This window comes from Rahnella sp. BIGb0603 (assembly GCF_024808755.1).
In the GTDB taxonomy this organism is placed as follows: domain Bacteria; phylum Pseudomonadota; class Gammaproteobacteria; order Enterobacterales; family Enterobacteriaceae; genus Rahnella; species Rahnella contaminans.
Genome location: NZ_JANUEX010000005.1, coordinates 383,063 through 404,162 on the forward strand (window position 1 = coordinate 383,063; position 21,100 = coordinate 404,162).

Annotated in this window: 20 protein-coding genes and 1 other RNA gene; 10 read left to right on the forward strand and 11 right to left on the reverse strand. The window is 56.4% G+C overall.

Annotated features, from left to right (window positions below; genetic code table 11):
* Position 1: 1 nt before the first annotated feature.
* The 6 genes from tssE (at position 2) to M2403_RS15835 (ending at position 5,592) form a co-directional block, all read left to right on the forward strand.
* Positions 2 to 433, forward strand: a complete 432-nt coding sequence (gene tssE / locus M2403_RS15810; protein ID WP_101079068.1) for a type VI secretion system baseplate subunit TssE — start codon at positions 2 to 4, stop codon at positions 431 to 433.
* A 33-nt stretch (positions 434 to 466) separates the two neighbouring features.
* Positions 467 to 937, forward strand: coding sequence for a hypothetical protein (locus tag M2403_RS15815; RefSeq protein ID WP_259229985.1), 471 nt, complete (start codon positions 467 to 469; stop codon positions 935 to 937).
* Positions 938 to 1,051: 114 nt separating this feature from the next.
* Complete coding sequence (locus M2403_RS15820; RefSeq protein ID WP_259229986.1) at positions 1,052 to 2,425, forward strand: VasL domain-containing protein; 1,374 nt, start codon at positions 1,052 to 1,054, stop codon at positions 2,423 to 2,425.
* A gap of 557 nt (positions 2,426 to 2,982) precedes the next feature.
* Complete coding sequence (locus M2403_RS15825) at positions 2,983 to 4,407, forward strand: cytochrome ubiquinol oxidase subunit I (protein ID WP_259229987.1); 1,425 nt, start codon at positions 2,983 to 2,985, stop codon at positions 4,405 to 4,407.
* Positions 4,408 to 4,409: 2 nt separating this feature from the next.
* On the forward strand, positions 4,410 to 5,417 hold the full coding sequence (gene cydB, locus M2403_RS15830) for a cytochrome d ubiquinol oxidase subunit II (protein ID WP_259229988.1): 1,008 nt from the start codon (positions 4,410 to 4,412) through the stop codon (positions 5,415 to 5,417).
* Positions 5,418 to 5,427: 10 nt separating this feature from the next.
* Entirely contained in the window at positions 5,428 to 5,592 is a 165-nt protein-coding gene (locus tag M2403_RS15835) for a DUF2474 domain-containing protein (protein WP_152326793.1), read from the forward strand.
* Positions 5,593 to 5,627: 35 nt separating this feature from the next.
* Here M2403_RS15835 and M2403_RS15840 read toward each other — a convergent pair whose 3' ends face one another.
* The 7 genes from M2403_RS15840 to M2403_RS15870 all read right to left on the reverse strand — a co-directional run bounded on the left by M2403_RS15840 (position 5,628) and on the right by M2403_RS15870 (position 13,313).
* Positions 5,628 to 6,206, reverse strand: a complete 579-nt coding sequence (locus tag M2403_RS15840) for a TetR/AcrR family transcriptional regulator (protein WP_259229989.1) — start codon at positions 6,204 to 6,206, stop codon at positions 5,628 to 5,630.
* 46 nt (positions 6,207 to 6,252) lie between these two features.
* Positions 6,253 to 7,749 carry an MFS transporter gene (locus tag M2403_RS15845; RefSeq protein WP_259229990.1) on the reverse strand — a complete coding sequence of 499 codons (1,497 nt, stop codon included), beginning with the start codon at positions 7,747 to 7,749 and terminating at the stop codon, positions 6,253 to 6,255.
* 221 nt (positions 7,750 to 7,970) lie between these two features.
* A complete protein-coding gene (locus tag M2403_RS15850) occupies positions 7,971 to 9,485 on the reverse strand; it encodes an ABC transporter substrate-binding protein (protein WP_152326791.1) in 1,515 nt (504 codons plus the stop codon).
* A 1-nt stretch (position 9,486) separates the two neighbouring features.
* Positions 9,487 to 10,530: an ABC transporter ATP-binding protein gene (locus tag M2403_RS15855; RefSeq protein WP_208951091.1), complete on the reverse strand. Its 1,044-nt coding sequence runs from the start codon at positions 10,528 to 10,530 to the stop codon at positions 9,487 to 9,489.
* Positions 10,514 to 11,521, reverse strand: a complete 1,008-nt coding sequence (locus M2403_RS15860; protein WP_152326789.1) for an ABC transporter ATP-binding protein — start codon at positions 11,519 to 11,521, stop codon at positions 10,514 to 10,516. Before M2403_RS15860 ends, M2403_RS15855 begins: the two co-directional genes overlap by 17 nt.
* Positions 11,518 to 12,378 carry an ABC transporter permease gene (locus M2403_RS15865; RefSeq protein WP_208951093.1) on the reverse strand — a complete coding sequence of 287 codons (861 nt, stop codon included), beginning with the start codon at positions 12,376 to 12,378 and terminating at the stop codon, positions 11,518 to 11,520. The genes M2403_RS15860 and M2403_RS15865 overlap by 4 nt, the downstream gene beginning before the upstream one ends.
* Positions 12,375 to 13,313 carry an ABC transporter permease gene (locus M2403_RS15870; protein ID WP_152326787.1) on the reverse strand — a complete coding sequence of 313 codons (939 nt, stop codon included), beginning with the start codon at positions 13,311 to 13,313 and terminating at the stop codon, positions 12,375 to 12,377. Before M2403_RS15870 ends, M2403_RS15865 begins: the two co-directional genes overlap by 4 nt.
* A 228-nt stretch (positions 13,314 to 13,541) precedes the next feature.
* Between M2403_RS15870 and M2403_RS15875 the strand changes: the two genes are divergently transcribed.
* From M2403_RS15875 to M2403_RS15890, 4 genes are all read left to right on the forward strand, one after another.
* The gene (locus tag M2403_RS15875; protein WP_259229994.1) at positions 13,542 to 14,297 is read left to right on the forward strand and encodes a LuxR family transcriptional regulator; all 756 of its coding nucleotides are present in this window, start codon (positions 13,542 to 13,544) and stop codon (positions 14,295 to 14,297) included.
* Between the two features lie 88 nt (positions 14,298 to 14,385).
* Positions 14,386 to 15,300 (forward strand): proline iminopeptidase-family hydrolase, encoded by a 915-nt coding sequence (locus tag M2403_RS15880; RefSeq protein ID WP_259229996.1) that lies wholly within the window; start codon positions 14,386 to 14,388, stop codon positions 15,298 to 15,300.
* A gap of 139 nt (positions 15,301 to 15,439) precedes the next feature.
* Positions 15,440 to 15,562, forward strand: coding sequence for a hypothetical protein (locus tag M2403_RS15885; RefSeq protein ID WP_259229998.1), 123 nt, complete (start codon positions 15,440 to 15,442; stop codon positions 15,560 to 15,562).
* A gap of 73 nt (positions 15,563 to 15,635) precedes the next feature.
* Positions 15,636 to 15,755, forward strand: a non-coding RNA gene (locus tag M2403_RS15890) — RtT sRNA.
* Positions 15,756 to 15,986: 231 nt separating this feature from the next.
* Here the strand turns inward: M2403_RS15890 and msrA are convergent.
* From msrA to M2403_RS15910, 4 genes are all read right to left on the reverse strand, one after another.
* Positions 15,987 to 16,724 carry a peptide-methionine (S)-S-oxide reductase MsrA gene (gene msrA, locus M2403_RS15895; RefSeq protein ID WP_254303111.1) on the reverse strand — a complete coding sequence of 246 codons (738 nt, stop codon included), beginning with the start codon at positions 16,722 to 16,724 and terminating at the stop codon, positions 15,987 to 15,989.
* 16 nt (positions 16,725 to 16,740) lie between these two features.
* Complete coding sequence (msrB, locus tag M2403_RS15900) at positions 16,741 to 17,283, reverse strand: peptide-methionine (R)-S-oxide reductase MsrB (RefSeq protein WP_259230004.1); 543 nt, start codon at positions 17,281 to 17,283, stop codon at positions 16,741 to 16,743.
* A gap of 203 nt (positions 17,284 to 17,486) precedes the next feature.
* On the reverse strand, positions 17,487 to 19,526 hold the full coding sequence (locus M2403_RS15905; protein WP_259230005.1) for a TIM-barrel domain-containing protein: 2,040 nt from the start codon (positions 19,524 to 19,526) through the stop codon (positions 17,487 to 17,489).
* Positions 19,523 to 20,902 carry a glycoside-pentoside-hexuronide (GPH):cation symporter gene (locus M2403_RS15910; RefSeq protein ID WP_152326783.1) on the reverse strand — a complete coding sequence of 460 codons (1,380 nt, stop codon included), beginning with the start codon at positions 20,900 to 20,902 and terminating at the stop codon, positions 19,523 to 19,525. Before M2403_RS15910 ends, M2403_RS15905 begins: the two co-directional genes overlap by 4 nt.
* Positions 20,903 to 21,100: the final 198 nt, after the last annotated feature.

A 21,100-nucleotide genomic window follows, 5' to 3' on the forward strand; every position in this document is an offset into this window, starting at 1 on the left:
GATGAACTCCCCATCCCCTTCTCTCTATGAAGTTCTCACCGGTAACTTCACCGGTGATCTCGATCGTCAAAGCATCAGCGAAGCCAATCAGGTCATTCTGTCCGTACTCGACAACATGCAGCGGGTCCTTAACTGCCGCGCAGGAACGATTTCGCATCTGCCGGATTATGGCCTGCCGGACATGAGCAAAATCTTGCAGGGGATGCCCGGCACTGCGCACTCCCTGCTGACCACGCTCTCCGCCACGCTGCTGAAATACGAGCCGCGGATCCGAAAACTGAACGTGATTTTACTGCCGCAATCCACGCCCGGGCATCTTGAATACGCCATCGACGCGGAGCTGAAAGAGCTCGGTCTGGTACGGTTCGGGACGGAATTTATGCCGGAAGGCCGCGTGCTGATGCGCCATATGAAACAGCAGAATTATGTTTGATGGCCGTCTGCCATTGGCGATAACAGAGGAAGTATGTCAGCTAAAGAACGTTTTTTGAAAAAGCTACAGGACAAACAACCGGGTCGTACCGTGTTTGAAAATAAAGGTCATGCTGATATCGCTGAGTTTCAGCAACAGATGAGTCAGCTTCAGGAGAACGTGGAAACATGGCTGGCCGGTACCGGCATCCGGACGGAAAGCACCTCCGTTTCCTTGGTTGAATTTCTGATAGGCGGAAGGGCATTCAACATTCCCGGCATCCACCTGCGTTATGAAAACAGGATGGTGAAATTCACGCCTGCCTTTTTATACGGTCAGGGCGTGACGGGCTGCGTGGAAGTCAGCCTCTGCGCTGAGGGCGCTCCGGTCCCTCTATGCCGTTTATTCATGCGTTCCGCAGAGCGCAATCACTGGACGTGGCGTCCGGCGGGCAGGTCCACGCAGCCCGGCGAAACGTTCAGCGAAGAGATCTTTTTCAACATGATTGAAGGTTTATTGTCCTGACCTTTAACCCTGCCGCCTGAATTCTTTAATGCACTGGCCTTCGGGAATACCTGAAGGTCTTGTGCTGATCCGCTATGTGAAAGAGCAGAATTACGTCAGTTAAGGAAAACAACCATGTCTATTGAACGCCAGCTGCGCACCGGGGGCGACCCGCGTGCGCTGGCTGATTATGCCGTTTTACGCGAAGAACTGAGTAAGCTGACACACCCGGCGCGTCCGGATGTGAACTGGAAAAAAGTGGAACAGCTGTGTCTGAGCCTGTTCCAGCAAAACGGCATCGAGCTGCAAACTGCATCGTGGTACACGCAGGCGCGGGCGCAAATCGTCGGGTTGTCCGGGCTGAATGAAGGGCTGGCGATACTCGAGGCGCTGATCTCCCGCCAGTGGCCGGGGCTATGGCCGCAGCCGGTTCATGCACGGATGGAAATTCTGACCGGGCTGAGCCAGCGCTTGCAGCAATCCCTTCGGGGAATGACGCTGGAATACCGCGACCTGCCGCAAATTTATGAGGCGGAAAAACTCATCAATGCACTGTGTGACGTATTGCAACGTCTTGAACTCAAACACGCCAGCCAGCTTGCCGTGCTGAGCACCTATATGCAGGGTGCCGCGATGCGCCTCGAAAACATGCACGCCTCGACAGACTCTGCTGTTGTGCTGCCCGCTGCCGCCGAAGAAGTTGAAAGAACATGGGAGACCCAGGCCAGAGAACCCTGGGTTTATGTTGCTCAGGCAGAACCCGAGCTTCCGCAGGTGGTAATTGCGCCCGCTCCGGCGGCAAAGCGTCCGTTACAGTGGAAAGGATTTGTGGCGGGGATTGTGGTCACCGTACTGGTTGGCAGCGGCGTGGTGGCAGGCGTGAACACGTTTTATCATCCATCTGCCAGCGAGCGGCTGATAGCGTCAATGACGAAGATGCCAAAACCTCTGAGCGCTACGGAACTGCAAGCCCTGAAAAATCGCGAGGCAGAATCACTGAACCGCGAGGCGCCAGAGATCATTGCCACCACCCGTCAGCAAACCCGCCATCTGGCCGCACTTTCGCCGCGCTGGGCGCAGGACACCGGTTCGCAGCTGATTCAGCAAACCCGGTTCCTCTGGCCTGACAATCCAGAGACGCAAAAGCTGACGCAGGAATGGAACGAGCAGCTGACCGCCAATGCTATACCGCTGGAAAAACTTAACGGCTGGCATTCGGCCAACGCGCAGTTGCAGCAACTGGCAGACAAGCTTAACGGGCTGGATGAACAGCGCGGCAAATATATGACCGTCTCGCAGCTCAAATCGTCGGTTTTTGCCATTCAGCAGGCGCTGAACAGCGCTACGCCGGTCGAAGAATCGTTGCGTAAATTAGCCGACGCCAGACAGCAGAAAGATGCCATATCTCCTCAGCTGCTGACGCAACTGGATAATCAGTTCACACAGCTTCTGAACCGGTATGCACTGCTGGAACCCACCGCTGCGGTGCCTGAAACGCAACAACGATGATTTATACGCCGTCGGCCAACCCCGCTGCGCTGACGGCGTTTCCTTCGTGATACGTAAATGTAAACAAATACTACAACCATTACCTGTTTTGACGTCATTTCGACCAAAACCGATGACATAAATTTACATTGCATTAAAATCAGAATGCGCTGATGCCGTTGGCGATTTAACTTTTTAGTTACCAATATGGCACACAACAAGTCATTACTGGACGCAGGGTAATTACATTCAGAAAACATCAAAACTCTTTGATCCAGATCAATGCAACATCATGTCCGCGTACTTTTCAGGGTTACTCTTCCCTCGGGCGCTTCGGGCTGAAATTAGTTTCGCTCCCCGCTCCTATTCCCCTGCCGCAAAAGTGTTTCAGCCGGTAATTTCCCCACGAAACCGTCCCTGTTAATACCTTTAACCCCTGTGGTTAAATCGGCCCCTCGCGAAAACCCAGCTGTACCACCCTTTCATTCAAGACTTCACCTGCGAATGTCAGAAATTGCCGGTTCCCGTACCGGTATTAATGTCTGGAAGGGTTACCTGACACACAAAAAGAGGTTGTTATGTTTGGTCTTGATGCGCTAGAACTGGCCCGGATCCAGTTCGCGTTCACCGTCTCTTTTCACATCATTTTCCCCGCTATCACCATCGGGCTTGCCAGTTTTCTGGCAGTTCTGGAAGGCATGTGGCTGAAAACGAAGAAAGAGGCTTACCGCGACCTGTATCATTTCTGGTCGAAAATTTTTGCCGTGAACTTTGGCATGGGCGTGGTCTCCGGTCTGGTGATGGCTTACCAGTTCGGCACCAACTGGAGCATGTTCTCCTCGTTCGCCGGGAGCATTACCGGCCCGTTGCTGACCTATGAAGTGTTAACCGCGTTCTTCCTTGAAGCCGGTTTCCTCGGCGTGATGTTGTTCGGCTGGAACCGCGTCGGCCCCGGTCTGCACTTCTTCTCCACCTGCATGGTGGCGCTCGGTACGCTGATGTCCACCTTCTGGATCCTCGCGTCCAACAGCTGGATGCAGACACCGCAGGGCTACGAAATTGTTAACAATCTGGTCGTGCCGGTCAGCTGGATGAAAATCATCTTCAACCCGTCTTTCCCGTTCCGTCTGATGCATATGACCACCGCCGCCTTCCTGGCGTCTGCGTTCTTCGTCGGTTCTGCGGCGGCCTGGCATTTACTGCGTGGGCGTGATACCCCGGCAATCCGCACCATGCTGTCGATGGCGATGTGGATGGCGCTGATTGTCTCCCCGATTCAGGCATTTTTGGGTGACGCCCACGGCCTGAACACCCTGAAATATCAGCCGGCTAAAATCGCGGCCATCGAAGGCCACTGGGAAAATAAAGACAATAAACCGTCCCCGCTGGTGCTGATCGGTTACCCGGATATGAACCGTGAAGAAACCCGTTACGCGATTGAAATCCCGTATCTCGGCAGCCTGATCCTGACGCACAGCCTGAAGCATCAGATCCCGGCGCTGAAGTCTTTCCCGAAAGAAGATCGTCCGAACTCCTCCGTCATTTTCTACACCTTCCGCATCATGGCCGGTCTGGGCATGCTGATGATTTTGCTGGGTGTGCTGAGCCTGATCCTGCGTCGTGGCGGCAAAATGTATACCTCTAAAGCGTTCCTGCGCTTTGCCTTCCTGATGGGGCCTTCCGGTCTGCTGGCACTACTGGCGGGCTGGATCACCACCGAAATGGGGCGTCAGCCCTGGGTCGTTTACGGCCTGCTGCGCACCAAAGATGCGGTATCGAACCATAACGTTCTCCAGATGAGCGTCAGCCTGATCCTGTTCATCGTGATTTACTGCTCGGTGTTTGGTGTCGGTTACGGCTACATGATGCGTCTGATCCGCAAAGGTCCGCAGGCGCATGAAGGTGAAAGCGTTGACCACGGTGGTCCTGGCCAGCACCGCACGCCTGCGCGTCCGCTGTCTGCTATTTCGGAATCACTGTCCGACGACTCTAAGGGAGCTTGATAATGGGTATCGACTTACCGCTGATCTGGTTTTTGATCATCATCTTCGGCGTGATGATGTATGTGGTGATGGACGGCTTCGACCTGGGCATCGGTCTGCTGTTCCCTCTGGTGAAAAAAGAGCACGACCGCGACGTGATGATGAACACCGTTGCGCCGGTCTGGGACGGCAACGAAACCTGGCTGGTGCTGGGCGGTGCGGCGTTGTACGGCGCATTCCCGCTGGCGTATTCGGTGATTCTTGATGCGCTGTCCATCCCGCTGACCCTGATGTTGTTCGGTCTGATTTTCCGCGGCGTGGCGTTTGAATTTCGTTTCAAAGCCAGCCCGGCCAAACGACATGTGTGGGATAAATCCTTCATCTGGGGATCGGTTATCGCGACCTTCTGTCAGGGCGTGGTACTGGGCGCCGTCATCAATGGTATTCCTGTGGTTAACCGCACGTATGCCGGTGGGGCGCTGGACTGGCTCACGCCGTTCACCCTGTTCTGCGGGTTCGCGCTGGTCGTGGCGTATGCCCTGCTCGGCTGCACCTGGCTCATCATGAAAACCGAAGGCGAATTGCAGGTAGCGATGCACAAAATCGCTAAACCTCTGCTGGTGGTTTTCCTGCTGGTGACGCTGGCAGTCAGTCTGTGGACACCGCTGACGCACAGTGATATCGCCACCCGCTGGTTCACGCGCCCTAACCTTTACTGGTTCCTGCCGGTACCGGTTCTGGTGGTATTCGTCTCTGCGTGGATGTTCCGTGCCATCAGCAAAAACGCGCATCACGCGCCCTTCCTGCTGACGCTGGCGCTGGTGTTCCTGGGCTATACCGGTCTGGGGATCAGCATCTGGCCGAACATCATTCCGCCGTCCATTTCTATCTGGGAAGCGGCGTCACCGCCACAAAGCCAGGGCTTCATTCTGGTGGGCGCGCTGTTCATCATCCCGATCATTCTGGTGTACACCTTCTGGAGCTACTACGTGTTCCGCGGAAAAGTGACGCCGGATCAGGGTTATCACTGAGGAATTTCGTATGAATCTCATCAGAAAAATGGATGACAACAACATCACCAAAGCCCCGTTCTTAAAACGCGTTGGCTGGATGGCCGTCATCTGGGGTGGAAGTGTGTTAGCGCTGTTTGTCGTCGCGACAGTATTTCATCTGCTGATGTTTGCAGCGGGAATGCGGGAGCACTGATGCAGAGGGCCGCTGCATCCGTGGCGGCCTTTTATTTATTTCTTCAACACCAGTTCCACGAAATCACAGATATCTTCCATGGCTTCCAGCCTGACCTCCGCTGAGGGCATGACGATCAGCTGATCGGCGTAACCGTTGAGCATCGCGGAAAGCTGGCGGGTGACGCGTGCGGCGTTGGTGGATCGAAATATCCCCGCTTCAGTACCTGCGCTGATGATTTCAGCCAGCAAATCCAGCCATTTCCTCACCATCAGTTGCGCCAGTGCGGCGTAAGCCTCGTTGTGCGCCGCCAGTTGCCACAGCGAACCGTAAAGTCGCCAGATGTCACCCTGCGTGTCCGGCAGATAACTGTTTACCAGCGTGTGGAGTTTTTCCTGCGGCGGCAGCGCCACGATTTCTGCGGTGAACTCCTTGAGTTCCGCCAGCATTACCTCCGTCAGCGCTTCGATACACAGCGTCTGCCAGTCGGGAAAGTAGTGATAAATATGACTGCGCGAGATCCCGACGTATTCCGTCAGTTCGCGCGTCGTCACTTTCTCAATCCCCTTTTCGATAAAGAGGCTGATTGCGCCGTCGAGGATTTTCGCCCTCAACGCTTCCCGATTTTCTTTCATCATCAATCCTGTGCTGGCATTGAGCAACCGCTCAGGCCGCAGTTTATCAGGAAGACTGGCGCACGCCCACCGGCTTACGCAGGACGATTTTCAGCACCACCACGGTGGCGATCACCAGCGTGGCGGCAGAAATCAGGACCGCCAGAAACGCCTGATCAAACGCCGTACGCGCCAGCTCGCTGATTAACGTCGCATGCTCCGGGCTGAGATGGCTGGCGATATTCAGCGCTTCATCGAGGCTGTCATACGCGCCGTCGCCGGTCACAATACCGGCCGGCAGCGTGAGGCTGCGGCTGTAAACTGCCGTCATCAGGCCACCCAGCAACGTCACACCCAGCACGCCGCCCATTTCCCATGACACGTCTTCGATCGCCGCGACCATCCCGGCTTTCTCTTCCGGGGCGTTCAGCATGATGGAGGTCGAGGCCGCCGTCACCGCGCCGCCGAGGCCGAAACCTAAAATAAACAGGCTGGCGAGCTGCATCACGGTGCCGCCTTCAAACAGCAGCGCGTGGCTGACAATTCCCGCGGCGGAAAGCGCGAAACCCCCGAGCATGATTTTGCGGACGCCGTATTTTGGCATCAGCATTCCGGCCAGCGGCGATGCCAGCGCGGAGGCTACCGGAATAGGCAGAATAAACATCGCGGCCATAAATGGCGTCAGCCCGAGCACCAGTTGCAACCGCTGGCTCAGTACCAGTTCGATGCCGATCAGCGCAATCATCGAGGTGATCGCCACGCCTACGCCGCAGGCAAAAGCGCGGTTGCGAAACAGCGAAAAATCAATCATCGGCTGCACGGCGCGTTTTTGCCTTCTGGCGAACAGCCCCAGAAACAGTACGCCTGCAAAGGCCGGGAACAACACGCCAGTCCATGAAGAGTTCATGTTGCTCAGCTCTTTCAGCGCATAAATCACGCCGACCAGCCCGAGCATCACCATCGCCGATCCGGTGAAATCACACGGACGTTCCGGGTTGCCTTTGCCGCGCGGGATCAACGCCAGCGCACAAGGGAATACGGCCACCACAATCGGCACGTTGATCAGGAACACCGAACCCCACCAGAAATATTCCAGCAACACGCCGCCAATCACCGGCCCGAGCGCCGCCGCGCCTGATGCCACCGCCGACCAGATACCAATCGCCAGCGCACGTTCGCGTTCATTGGTAAACACATGGCGCACAATCGCCAGCGTCGCGGGCATCATCATGGCCGCGCCAATCGCCAGAAACACGCGGGATGCGATCAGCCATTCCGCGGACGGCGCAAAAGCCGCGCACAGCGACGCCAGCGCAAACACCGGCAGGCCGCTCATAAACAGATTTTTATGCCCGAGACGGTCACTCAGCATACCCGCGCCGGGAAGCAGCCCGGCGACGACCAGCGGATACGCATTCACGATCCATAATTTTTCGGATGACGACGCCCCCAGCGCCAGCGTCAGACGCGGCAGCGCCGTGTAAAGCACCGTCATATCAATGATGATCAGGAAAAGGGTACTGGTGACAATGGCGAGGATCAGCCAGCGGTTTTGGACGAACATATACAGCCTCAGAAAGTTTTTGAGCACTTGCTCAAGCGCGAAAGGTACTTGAGCGGGCGCTCAAAATCAAGCGAAGCCAGCGTAATGGTTGAGGATCGGTTGACACACCGGCGGGCAGAAACGCAGAACTCAGCGGCAAGAAAAAGCCCACCGGAAGGTGGGCAAAAGGGGTAAACAGACTTTTATCTCAGTTTTCTTATTATTTCCCCGGTGAGGCGAAATTACTCTTTAACAGTGTCTTCCAGCGTGAAACGGCCCAGCGGGTTCTGATGGAAGTCTTTGATATTTTTACGTGTCACGTTGCGGTACGGGCTGTAATACAAATCTATCCAGTTCACATCCGCTTTAGCCATTTTCTGTAAATCGATATACATCTGCTGGCGTTTTGCCGGATCCATTTCCACACGGGCGGCGGCCACCAGCGCTTTCACTTTATCGTTGTGATAACGCGTCATGTAGTTGTTGTTGGAATCATGTCCCAGCACAAACGTGGTTTTCTGATCGGGATCGAGGATGTCATTCGTCCAGTACATCACCGAAATGTCGTAATCACCCGCGACTAACATGTCCCAGCTCTGGCTCGGATCCACTTTTTGCAGACTGGCCGTAATGCCCGCTTTTGCCAGCTGTTGTTGCAGCAGAACGGCGATTTGCTCGTCCACTTCATCCCCGGCGTTCACCAGATATTTCAGCGTCAGGTTTTTCACGCCTGCCGCCGCCAGCAGCTGTTTGGCTTTCCCGGGATCATAAGGACGTTGTAAGTTACCGGCGTAGTGATACAACGCGCCGTCAGGAATATAGGAATTGGCGATTTTGCCGTAGCCGAACGTCACGGTGTCGATAATCGACTTTTTATCGATGGCGAAATCCAGCGCCTGCCGGACTTCAACTTTGCCCAGATCGCCGTGTGAATGGTTAATCAGCAGATGATCTTCTCGCGTTGAAGTGTCCAGTTCGACGGCCAGTTTCGGGTCTTTCTGCAACGAGGAAATGCGTGAGAACGGAATCGACAGCGCCGCATCGATTTCGCCCGCCTGCACTTTGAGCATGCGGGTATTATCGTCAGGCAGCGTCAGCCACTCGACGCCATCAAGCTTTACCTTCGCGGCATCCCAGTAATACGGGTTTTTCACCAGCTCGACTTTCTCGCCACGCGTCCACGCTTTCACGCTGAATGCGCCCGAACCCACCGGATGTTCGGCAAAATCATCCGCGCCCTGTTTGGTCAGCGCCGCCTGTGAAATCACCGACGCATTGGGCAGCGCCAGCTGGGAAAGAAACGCTGCCGACGGCGTTTTCAGCGTGATGACCAGCGTGTGCGCATCGTCCGCTTTCAGCGTATCAATAATGCTGTACGAATCTTTCCAAAGTGAACCGGCGTCATCGCGGATACGCGTCAGGCTGAACACCGCATCCGAAGCCGTGACCGGCGTGCCGTCTGAGAATTTTGCCTCGCGCATTTTCAGCGTATACGTTTTGCCGTCCGGCGAAATCGTCCAGCTTTCCGCCAGCCCCGGCAGCAGTTTGGTGCCGGTATTGTCCACGCGAACCAGCGGATCAAACACGTTCGAGAACACCCAGTTATCGGCGTTTTGCGCCGATTTTATCGGGTCAAACGTCGTGCTGTCCTCACGACGTCCGATGGTCAGAACCCCGGCCGCCTGCGCCATTTCGCTGACCAGGCTCAACGCCAGCAGCACCCCGGCGGCCACAACGTTAAAATGCTTTTGCTTCATGTCACATTCCTTCAGTCATCGGAAAAATCCTTTCGCTACCGGGCGCATCAAGCACACAGGCGAAAGCATGATCGGCAATATGCCGGGTTTCGGGTGCCGCGCCCTGCCTGCACGCAGGAAGCGCACGGGCACAGCGTGGATGAAAAGCGCAGCCCGCAGGCAGCGAAACCGGGCTGGGCGGCTCGCCCTGTAACGAGTTCTCCGGCAGCGGGCGGTCGGGGTCAATCTCGGGGATAGCCGCCACCAGCGCGGCGGTGTAAGGATGGCGCGGCGTATTAAACACCGTTTGCGTCGGGCCGCTTTCAACAATCCGCCCCAGATACATCACTGCCACGCGGTCGCAGAGACGCCGCACAATCGCCAGATCGTGCGCGATAAACAAAATTGCCAGCCCCATGCTCTCGCGCAGATCCATCAGCAAGTTGATGATTTGGGCCTGAATCGACACGTCGAGCGCCGCGACGCATTCATCGGCGACAATCAGCCGTGGCTCAATCGCCAGCGCGCGGGCGATTCCGGCGCGCTGACACTGCCCGCCACTCAGCGCCTGTGGTCTCCGCGACGCATGATCAGCGCTCAGGCCGACCAGCGTCAGCAGCTCGTTAATCCGCGCCGGGATCGCTGCTTTCGCGACTTTCTGATGTACACGCAGCACTTCACCAATGCTCTCGCCCAGCGTCTGACGCGGGTTCAGTGAGGAAAACGGATCCTGAAAAATCATTGCCGTTTGCTGACGAAGCCGGGCAATATCCGGTTTCACGCCGCCGGTGATCAGTTGCCCGTTAAAGCGCACACGCCCTGCACTGGCGTTTTCCAGCTGCAACATCGCGCGCCCCAGTGTGCTTTTTCCGCTGCCGGATTCGCCCACCAGCCCCAGCGTTTCTCCGGCATTGATGTACATCGACACACCGTTCACCGCCTGCACGACGCGCTTTTTACGCCCCAGCCCGCCGGATACCGGAAACGTCACCGACAAATCTTCGGCTTCCAGCAGCGGGTAAGGCCGCACATCCGGCGCAGCCGTCCGGTCAGAAAGTGGATTCATTTTCCCTCCCGGATATCACCAGACTGAGAACCCGCAAAGGGTGATGGCAGGCGGCAACGTGGCTGCGGGCAAACTCAGCGGTCTGCATCGCGGGCTGAAGGTCATGGCACTGCGCCGTGGCGTGTGTACAACGCGGATGAAAACGGCAGCCGGTCGGGAAACGCGCCGCAACCGGTGGCTGGCCGGGCAACGTGATCAGCCGCCCCGCCCCGCCTTCGCTGGCGGGCTGACAGTCAATCAGGCCGCGGGTATAAGGATGCAGCGCCTGCGCCAGTACCTGACGTTTTTCGCCGGTTTCACACAAGCGCCCGCCGTACATCACCGCGATGCGGTCGCAGGTTTGTGCTACCACGCCGAGATCGTGAGTAATGAGAATAATGGCGATACCCAGCCGCTCGCGCAGATCGCAAAGCAGCCGTAAAATCTGCATCTGCACGGTGACGTCCAGCGCCGTAGTCGGTTCGTCGGCAATCAGAATTTTGGGCTCGCAGGCCAGCGCCACGGCGATCATTGCGCGCTGACGCATACCACCGGAAAACTCATGCGGATAGTTGTCCACGCGACGCTGCGGATCGGGAATGCCCACCTGCCGCAGCCACTCCACGGCCTGACGCTGTGCCTCGCGGCGGCTCGCCCCAAAATGCAGGCGGCGGCTTTCTGCAATCTGCTGCCCGATGGTCATCACCGGGTTCAGATGGCTGGCCGGGTTCTGGAAAATCATGCCAATTTCCCGCCCGCGAATGGCTGTCATGCGTTTATCATTGAGCGTCAGTAAATCGGTGTCATTCAGGCGGATTTCTCCGGCGCGGATGTTCAAGCCTTCGCCCGGCAGCAGGCGCATCATTGCGCGGCAGCTCAGCGTTTTGCCCGACCCGCTTTCGCCCACCAGCCCGAGGATTTCACCGGCACTGAGCGTGAGGGAAAGCTTATCCACCAGCGCCACGCCCTGCCGGTCTTCAATGGTTAAACCGCGAACTTGCAACAGCGTCATGGGCGCTCCCCCAGTTTGTCACCTAAACCGTCGGCCAGCAGGCTGAAACTCATCGCCAGCACGACAATCGCCAGGCCCGGAAACGTGGTTATCCACCAGGCGGTGGTGATAAAACTTTGCCCTTCGGCGACCATCACGCCCCATTCGGCCAGCGGCGGCTGAACGCCTAAACCGAGGTAACTCACCGATGCACCACTGAGCAACACCAGCACGCAATCGGACATTGAGAACACCAGCGAACTGGTCAGCGCATTGGGTAAAAGATGCAAAAGCAAAATGCGCGGATGGCGATAACCCAGGCTGCGCGCGGCCAGAATAAAATCCCGGTGTTTAAGCGTCAGCACCTGCGAGCGTACCAGCCGTGCGTAAGACACCCAGCCGACCATCGCCATCGCGATATAAAAACTGCTTAACCCCGGCCCGAGAATGGCGATGATAGAGAGCATCAGCACCAGAAATGGAAACGCCAGCACCACATCGATAACGCGCATGAAAAACGTATCTACCGCGCCGCCAAGATAGCCGGAAAAAGCGCCGATAAGCGTGCCAAAGGTGAACGGAAAAATGACGCCGATAATGCAGATTTGCAGATCAATCCGCGCGCCCCACATCACGCGGGAAAGAATATCGCGGCCAAAATTATCAGTGCCAAACGGATGCGCAAAAGTCGGCGGCGACAGCGTGACGGCAGCGTCCTGCGCAATCGGGTCGAACGGGGCAATCCACGGGGAAAACAGCGCAATCAGCAGCCACGCGCTCAGCATCAGAATACCCAGCCGCAGCGCCTGCTGACGCGGCAACCCGCGCAGATGAAAACGGCCGAACCGCTGCGTGGCTATTTTTTCGGTCATGCTCATAGTTTCACCCTCGGATCTAACGCCACCGTCAGCAAATCAGCCACCAGATTGACGGCCACCGTCGCCAGCGCAAACACCAAAACCACGCCCTGCACCACCATGTAATCGCGGCTGATAATGGCTTTCACCAGCAACTGTCCCATGCCCGGAATGGCAAAAACGCTTTCAATCACTACCGTGCTGCCAATCAGCCAGCCGATATTTACCGCCAGCAGATTGACCGTCGGCACCAGAGAATTGGGCATGACATGCCGCCAGAAAATCCGGTTCTCGTTCTGCCCGCGCGCCCTGGCCGCGGTGACATAATCGTTCTGCAATTCCATCAACAAACTGGCGCGCAGGTTGCGGGTCAGCACCGCCGACAGCGCCAGCGCCACGGTCAGACAAGGCAAAAACAGATGATGTAAACGCTCGCCGAAATCGCTGCCGTAGCCCGAAACCGGAAACCAGCCGAGCGACAGGCTGAACAGCAAAATCATCATGATCGCCAGCCAGAACGCCGGTAATCCGAGGCCAACGGTAGAAAGCAGACGGATCATCTGATCCGCGAGCCGCCCGCGGTTTCGCGCCGCCGTTGCCGCCAGTGGCACCGTAAACAGCATCGCCAGCATCACACTGCCCAGCACCAGATACAGCGTCGGTTCGATGCGCGACATGATCAGTTTCAGCGTATCCACGCGGTAAATCAGCGACTTCCCCATTTCGCCGTGCAACAGGTTGCGTAAGAAGTAGAGATATTGCTGCCAGACCGGCAGATCCAGTCCGTACTGCGCACGAATGCGGGCGATGGCTTCCGGCGTGCTGCGTACGCCCAGCAGGATCCTCGCCGGATCGCCGGGAATGGCGCGCACCATGACAAACGTCAGAATGCTGATTCCCAGCAAAACCGGCAGCAGTTGCAGCGGTCGCCAGAGCAAAAATCGGTAACGGTGCATGGCAATCCTCTTAATGACTGTTTTTGGTGCAGAGCAGGCGTCATTTCCCCTGTGGCTCTACGTTAGCCGCAGCAAAACCTCACCGGTAGTTAGCAAAAATACTAGGTTTATCCCGTCGGCGATTTGGCATTGCGATTGCATAACTTTTTCTTAACAACAGGTCAGCAGCAAAATCGGTGCCCGATCAGCACATTCGTGGCGGAAAGAGGAACTTGCGGAGATGAATTTATGAAACTCGCGGTGAAAGAAAGTGCCGCGCCGTTGCGGGAAACCACCGTGGATGGCGCGTTTAACCACCTCTTTGCGCAGACGTCGCGTTTGGGGTTCGATGCCCTGATCTACGATTACACGCCGGTGCCGCGTTCGCTGGAAGGCGAGCTGATCACGCCCTCTTTGCTGCGGATGTGTAACGTGCCGGGTGACATGCAGAAATTGTGGCTGGAAAGTGGCTATTACCAGGTCGATCCGGTGCAGCATTACGCGCTGGAAAGTTGCGCGCCGTTTGTGTGGTCCTATCAGCGGCCGGACAACACGTCTCTGCAAAACCGCCTGAGCGATCTCAACAAACCGGTCACGCATTACATGTGTGATAACAATATGCCGTGCGGCGCGACCGTACCCCTGCATTTGCCGAACGGCGGGTTTGTCACCGTGACCGGCATACACACAGGCGCGGGGCATGAACTGGATATTCAGGATGTGCTGGCGGAGCTGAGCCTGCTGGCGCTGACGTTTCAGGAGTGCGTCTTTCCGCTGTTCGACGCCAGCGTGCTGACCTGCAAACATGTGCGGCTGAGCAAGCGCGAGCGCGAATGTCTGGCGTGGGCGGCGGAAGGGCTAACGGCCAAGGAAATCGCCCGCAAACTCAACCGCTCGGTGGCCACCGTAACACTGCATCTCAACACTGCCGGTCGTAAACTGGGGGCCAGCAACCGCGTCCAGGCGGTGGTTCGCGCGCTGCATTATCGCCTGCTGGACAGCTGACCGCCCAATTTCCTATCTTTTTTACTAGCTGTTCAGCACCGCCCCGATGTTTACCCTGAGAAGATTATTCACCGACAGGGGAAACAAAATGGTCAAGATCACTGAAGGCTACGCGCCGTTTCAGGAATACCAGACCTGGTACCGCATCAGCGGCGATCTCAGTCGCGGCAAGACTCCGCTGGTGATCGCCCACGGCGGACCGGGCTGCACGCACGATTACGTCGACGCCTTTCGCGACATCGCCCGAACGGGTCGCGCGGTCATTCATTACGATCAGATCGGCAATGGCCGTTCGACGCATCTTCCCGATAAACCGGCCGGTTTCTGGCAACCATCGCTGTTTCTGGCTGAGCTGGACAATCTCCTGCGCAATCTCGGCATCGAAGACAACTACGCCCTCCTCGGGCAATCCTGGGGCGGAATGTTAGGTGCCGAACACGCCGTCACGCAGCCGGCCGGCCTGAAGGCACTGATCATCGCCAACTCACCCGCCTCGATGGAATTATGGCTGCAAGCCGCCGCCCGCCTGCGCAGCGAACTACCTGACGGAGTGCAGGAAACCCTGCTCGCCCACGAACAGGCCGGAACGATCGACAGCGAAGAATACAAAGCCGCCTCGCAGGTTTTCTACACGCGCCACGTTTGCCGTCTCGACCCGTGGCCGGAAGAGGTTAAACGCACCTTCTCCGCGATGGACGCCGATCCGACGGTTTATCACGCCATGAACGGCCCGACCGAATTTCACGTCATCGGCAGCATGAAAGACTGGACGATCATCGACCGTCTGCCGGCGATCAACGTACCGGTCTTGCTGATTTCCGGCCGCTACGACGAAGCCGCCCCCGAAGTGGTTCAGCCCTTTGCCGACGGGATCAAAGACGTCCGGTGGGTGATTTTTGAGAATTCGAGCCACATGCCGCATGTGGAAGAACGGGGAGCGTGCATGGAATGCATTCAGGAGTTTCTGGATTTGCAGGAGGCAGCTGCAAAGGGCTGCCTTTAAAGGCGATCTGGTGTAAGTTTCGGTGATCGTTCAAGGTCAAGACCTTGGGCTCGCCGCCCAAACGGGCCCAAAGGGCGCGTTAACGCGCGCGCCCTCTGGACACCCGCGCTTTTTAACTCCGCGCTGCCGCTAGTAAAGTATGTTTCAGCAACTCCGGCTATTGCCGCAAACGCCGCCGCTGCGCGGTTCTCTCGCCTCGGGTTCGAACCTGCTCGAAAAAAGACTCTCGCTGTTTCTCACCACTCACCCGACGTCGTTTTGAAAGCGGCCAAAGGCGATGTACTTCGGAAGATTTATGCAGGCTGATTTTGAATTGAAGAAGCCTCCAGCCGCTTTCAGAAAGCTTGTTGAATGAGTGTTTCGAGACCAAAAGGTTTGAGCCGAGCGAAGCGAGACAACGTCACGAAGTGACGACCCGAAGGGCAAGGCCGCAGGCCGGGTAATACCGAAATGAAGGTACCGCGCAGCGGCAAGTTTTCGCGGCAATAGCTGCGGTACCTGAAACATAGCCAGCGAGCGATAGCGCGTGTTGTAAAAAGACGCGGAGATTCCAAAGAGGCCCCGTCCTGGGCCTCTTTGGTCGGTTTCGGCGCGAGCCGCTGAGTAATCACCGCAATTGAAAAACCGAAACTTACACTAAGCTGGCGCGTAAAGCCCGTTTGGGCGGCGAGCCCAAAGTCTTAACCTTAAGGTTTAACCAGAACCGGTTTCTCCCGGTAATCCGCCGGGAAGACTTTCTCTAAATCTTTAATCTTCGGCAGATCGTTCACCACAATGTACGGATAGTCCGGATTATCATTCAGGAAGTTCTGGTGATAAGCCTCCGCCGGATAGAAGTGCGCATTGCTTTCCACCTTCGTCACCAGCGGATCGCTGTAGCTTTTGCTGGCGTTCAGTTGCGCAATATACGCTTTCGCCACTTCCGCCTGCGCCGCGTTCATCGGGAACACTGCCGAGCGGTACTGGCTGCCGGTGTCCGGCCCCTGCCGGTTCAGTTCGGTCGGGTTATGCCCCACGGAGAAGAAAATGTGCAGCAGTTCGCCGTAGGTGATTTGCGTCGGGTCAAACGTCACTTTGACCGATTCCGCATGGCCGGTATCGCCGCCGCTGACCTGTTCGTAGCTGGCGGTTTGCGCGTCGCCGCCCGCGTATCCGGACACCGCGCTGGTCACGCCTTTCACATGCTGGAACACCCCCTGAATTCCCCAGAAGCAGCCACCGGCAAACACGGCAGTTTCACTGTGTGATGTGCCAGCCGGTTCGTCATGTGCCGGTGCGGGGATCACCACCGCCGGTTCAGCGCCGCCCCAGGACCAGGCGGTATTTTGAAAGACAAAGGCAGACGCCAGCACCAGACCGGCGATCACGCTGATATTGCGTAACGACTTCACGCTTTTTTCGGATGTTTTCACAGTTGTTTTCATAACAGCCTCGCGGGAACTAAACTTTTGGACTGAACGTCATCGCCAGCCCGTTCATGCAATAACGCAAACCGGTGGGCTGCGGGCCGTCGTCAAAAACGTGGCCAAGATGGCCGCCGCAGCGACGGCAATGCACTTCGTCGCGAACCATGCCCAGTGTTGTATCCCGGCGGGTCAGCGCCGCGTCCGGCAGCGGTTTCCAGAAACTCGGCCAGCCGGTGTGGCTGTCGAATTTGGTCGCCGAAGAGAATAAAGGCAGGGCACAACCCGCACAGGCAAACTGCCCTTCGCGGTGCTCATTGTTGAGCGGACTGGAATAAGGGCGCTCGGTACCGGCTTCACGCAATACGTAATACTGCGCTTCGCTGAGGCGCTGGTGCCACTGCGCATCGGTCAGTTCGATTTCGAACGTTTCGGTTTTTTTTGCCTGCGCGTCGGCCTTGCGGGTAATGATCCCGGGGAAAAGCCCCATCACGGCAATCGCCGAGACGGCGGTGCTGCCTAAGAGGAAATTACGTCTGTTGATCATCATCGTCACCGTTGCGGTTACTGTCGATGACATCAGATTACCGGCGGATGTCTTACCGAATCCTCCCGAAAAGTTAACCATTTTGTGATAACTGACGAATGCCGGGAAAGAGGCATTAACACGCTTCTTCCTCCGGCGGTGGTATTACCGTGCGCTTCACTGACTCTCTGGCTTTTTATGCTGAAGGTTATGCCGCGCCCGAGTCTTTAAATAACCGCGCGAAAAGTTATGTACGGTTATAGACCCAGTTCTGCCTGCACCTGTGTACCTTCACGAATAAAGACCGGAATAGCGCTGAGCGGCGCATCGGCCATGATTTTCTGTCCGCCCTGATAACGTTCACCGTTCAGGGCTATCCAGTTTTCACCGGCGGGCAGCCAGACTTCACGCTCGCGCTGACCGGCATGTAAAACCGGCGCAACCAGAATATCAGCACCCAGCAAATACTGATCTTCCACCTGCCAGCTTTCGGCCTGATCCGGGTACTGATAGAACAGCGTGCGCATCGCGGGATCGCCCTTCTCATGCGCTTCATCCATCACGCAACTGATGTATGGCCGCAATTTTTCACGCAGGAACAAGCCGCTTTTCATCAGTTCATAATTTGCCTCGCCGTAGCTCCACACTTCATTGGGCGCACCGCTGTTACATTGCGCAATGCCATTCCGCCACGTTTCCGGCGGCTGAATTTGCGGTTCGCGATACCCGTGCAGACGCATAACCGGGCAGAAAACGCCCCACTGAAACCAGCGGATCAGCAGTTCCTGAAACGCCGGATCATTCACGTTTCCGCCCTGAAAACCGCCGATATCCGTCGTCCACCACGGAATGCCCGCCAGCCCCATATTCAGACCGGCGGCAATCTGATTGCGCAGCGCGTGGAACGAGGAGTGAATATCTCCCGACCACGCCAGCACGCCATAACGCTGGCTTCCTGCCCAGGCGCAGCGCACCAGATTGACGATTTCGCGCTCGCCTTCCTGCTGTAAACCGTCGTAAAAGCCCTGCGCGAATTTCTGCGGATAAATATTGCCAACTTCCAACACCGGCCCGAGATAATAGCGATAGTTATCAAAATCATAGGCGCGATACTCCGGTTCTGCTTCATCCAGCCAGAAGGTGCGGATCCCCAGATCAAAATAATTTTTCTTCACCTTATCCCAGACAAATTGTCGGGCGCCGGGATGTGTCGCATCAAAGAAGGTACAGTTGCCGAGGAAGTCCAGATTCACTGACACACCGCGATCGGTATTCACCAGATAACCTTTTGATTTCATCTCCTTATAGTTATCAGTGCGGCTGTCAACCGTCGGCCAGACCGACACCATCGTTTCAATACCCAGTGATTTCAGCTCAGCCACCATCGCTTTCGGATCCGGCCAGTCCACCGGGTCAAAACACCATGTGCCCTGATTTGGCCAGTGGAAGAAATCAATCACAATGACCGAAATCGGCAGTTTCCGGCGCTTGTATTCGCGCGCGACTTCCAGCACTTCCTGCTGTGTGCGGTAGCGCAATTTGCACTGCCAGAAACCGGTCGCGTATTCCGGCATGCGCGGCGCGGTGCCGGTCGCACGGCCATATTGATGCATGATTTCCGCAGGCGTGTCTCCGGCGGTGATCCAGTAATCCATCTGCTCTGTGACCTGCGCCTCCCAGCGGGTGATGTTCTTGCCAAACGTCGCCTCGCCAATCGCCGGGTTATTCCACAGCAAACCATAGCCGAGGCTGGAGAGCATAAACGGCACGCTGGCCTGTGAATTGCGCTGTGCCAGTTCCAGCGTGCACCCTTTCAGGTCCAGACAGTTTTGCTGGTACTGCCCCATGCCATAAATCTTCTCCTCGGGGTGCGACTCAAACCTGACCGTCAGCTGATGCTTTCCGCCGGGAATCGCTTTGAATTCGCGCGCATCCATTTTCAGCGCACTGATGTACTTATCCTGACTTTTTTCCGTCGCGCCAATCCCCACCGTCGAACGCTGACGCCAGAACTCTTCCAGAATGAGCTCGCCGCGTTGGTTATAAAATGCCAGCTGGCCTTTAATGTTAACCGTCGCGGTGATATTGCCGTTGCGCAGGGTCAGTGTTTCGGTGCCCCGGGAGATATCAGCCTGAGGTTGTTCATTCTGTGGGAGCAGTGCCCAGAGGTGGTCATTGAGCGCAGGACGACAGGTCGCGCGCACACGCAGACTGTTTTCACCCCAGGGTTCAATCACCAGAGTTTGCTGATCGAAATGCCAGAGGATACGGTTTTTTTCGGCGATTAATTCGCTCATGCGGACTCCTGAGTATGCAAGGTGGCCTGACGTTCAGGCTCGTGTTCCGGGGTGATTTTGGACTGATTAATGTGTTTCATGGTGGCGTCGTTGAGTTTGTACCAGCGCATCGACAGCGCGCTGAACATCGATAACACGCCCGGCACCAGCGAGAACAGCGCGATAATGGACAGCATCGCCGCAGTATTTTGCTGCGCAGCGTGCGGAACATAACCGCTCATGCCAAGTGTCCAGCCGACGACGGCCCCGCTGACCGCCATTCCCATTTTGAGGATCGCCAGCAGCGTGGAAAACACGGTTCCGTCCATGCGTTTGCCTTGTTTGTATTCACCGTAATCCACCACGTCCGACATCATCACCCACATCAGCGTGGTGGTGACCTGATAGAAGGTCGAGACCAGCAATGTCATACCGACCAGCAGGGAAATCCAAGCCGGAACGAAGAAAATCGCCATGCTCAGAAGACCGGTTAAAACGGCGCACAGCGTGAAAGCCGACAGTTTGCTGCGGCTTCGGGTCAGCGGTTTGACCAGCGCGCTGCCGAGGCTTTTTCCAACAATATGCGCGGCGAGGAGCCACATAAAATAGCTGGCGTTGCCCAGATAATACGTCACGTAATACATCATCGCGCCGAGACGAACGACGCCGAAGGAGATATTAAAGAAGATCAGAGCGGCCACTACGCGCCACTGGTCGTTACGCACCAGGTCGCGCAGATCTGAGAGGAAATTCGCATGCGTCGGCGGCGCGCTGATACGTTCCTTTGTATTGAGAAAGCAGAGTAAAAACATGACCACAGCGATCGAGGCCATGATTGCCATTGCGCCGAAATACCCGTCGAGTTTATTGCCGCCGCCCATCATTTCTGCCAGCGGCATCATCAGGAATGTCGACATCGCGCCACCGAGCGTGGCGAGGAAAAAACGGTAAGACTGTAGCGAAATACGCTGGCTGTTATCCGGCGTAATGATCGCGCCCATCGAACAGTAAGGGATATTGATGGCGGTATACATCAGCATCATCACGCAGTACGTGACGCTGGCGTACACCATCTTGCCGGTCAGCGTGAGGGATTCCGGCACGGCATACACCAGTAAACAACTCGCGCCAAACGGGAGCGCCAGCCAGAGAATATAAGGTCTGAACTTGCCGAAACGCGTTTGCGTGCGGTCAGCGATCAGCCCCATCGCCGGGTCAACAATCGCATCGGCCACGCGGGCCACAAGGAACATAGTACCGACAAACACCGCCGGTAAACCCACCACATCGGTATAGTAAAACGTCAGGAAAATAATCACGTTATCCAGACCTATATGGCTCGCCATATCCCCCAGACCGTAACTGATTTTTTCTTTTACGGATAATTTCGCTGTCATTTTTCGTCCTGTCTTTTATCGGGTTAAACTCAAAAAGTCAGTCCGTCCGGTGGCCTGAGGACTTGTTATAAAGTGGTTAAAAGCGAGTCACAATTATGAGATATGATTAATTTCTTATGATTTTTAATTTATGTGATACCGGTAACATGCGGGGAATAATGAAGGTACCGCGCAGCGGCAAGTTTTCGCGGCAATAGC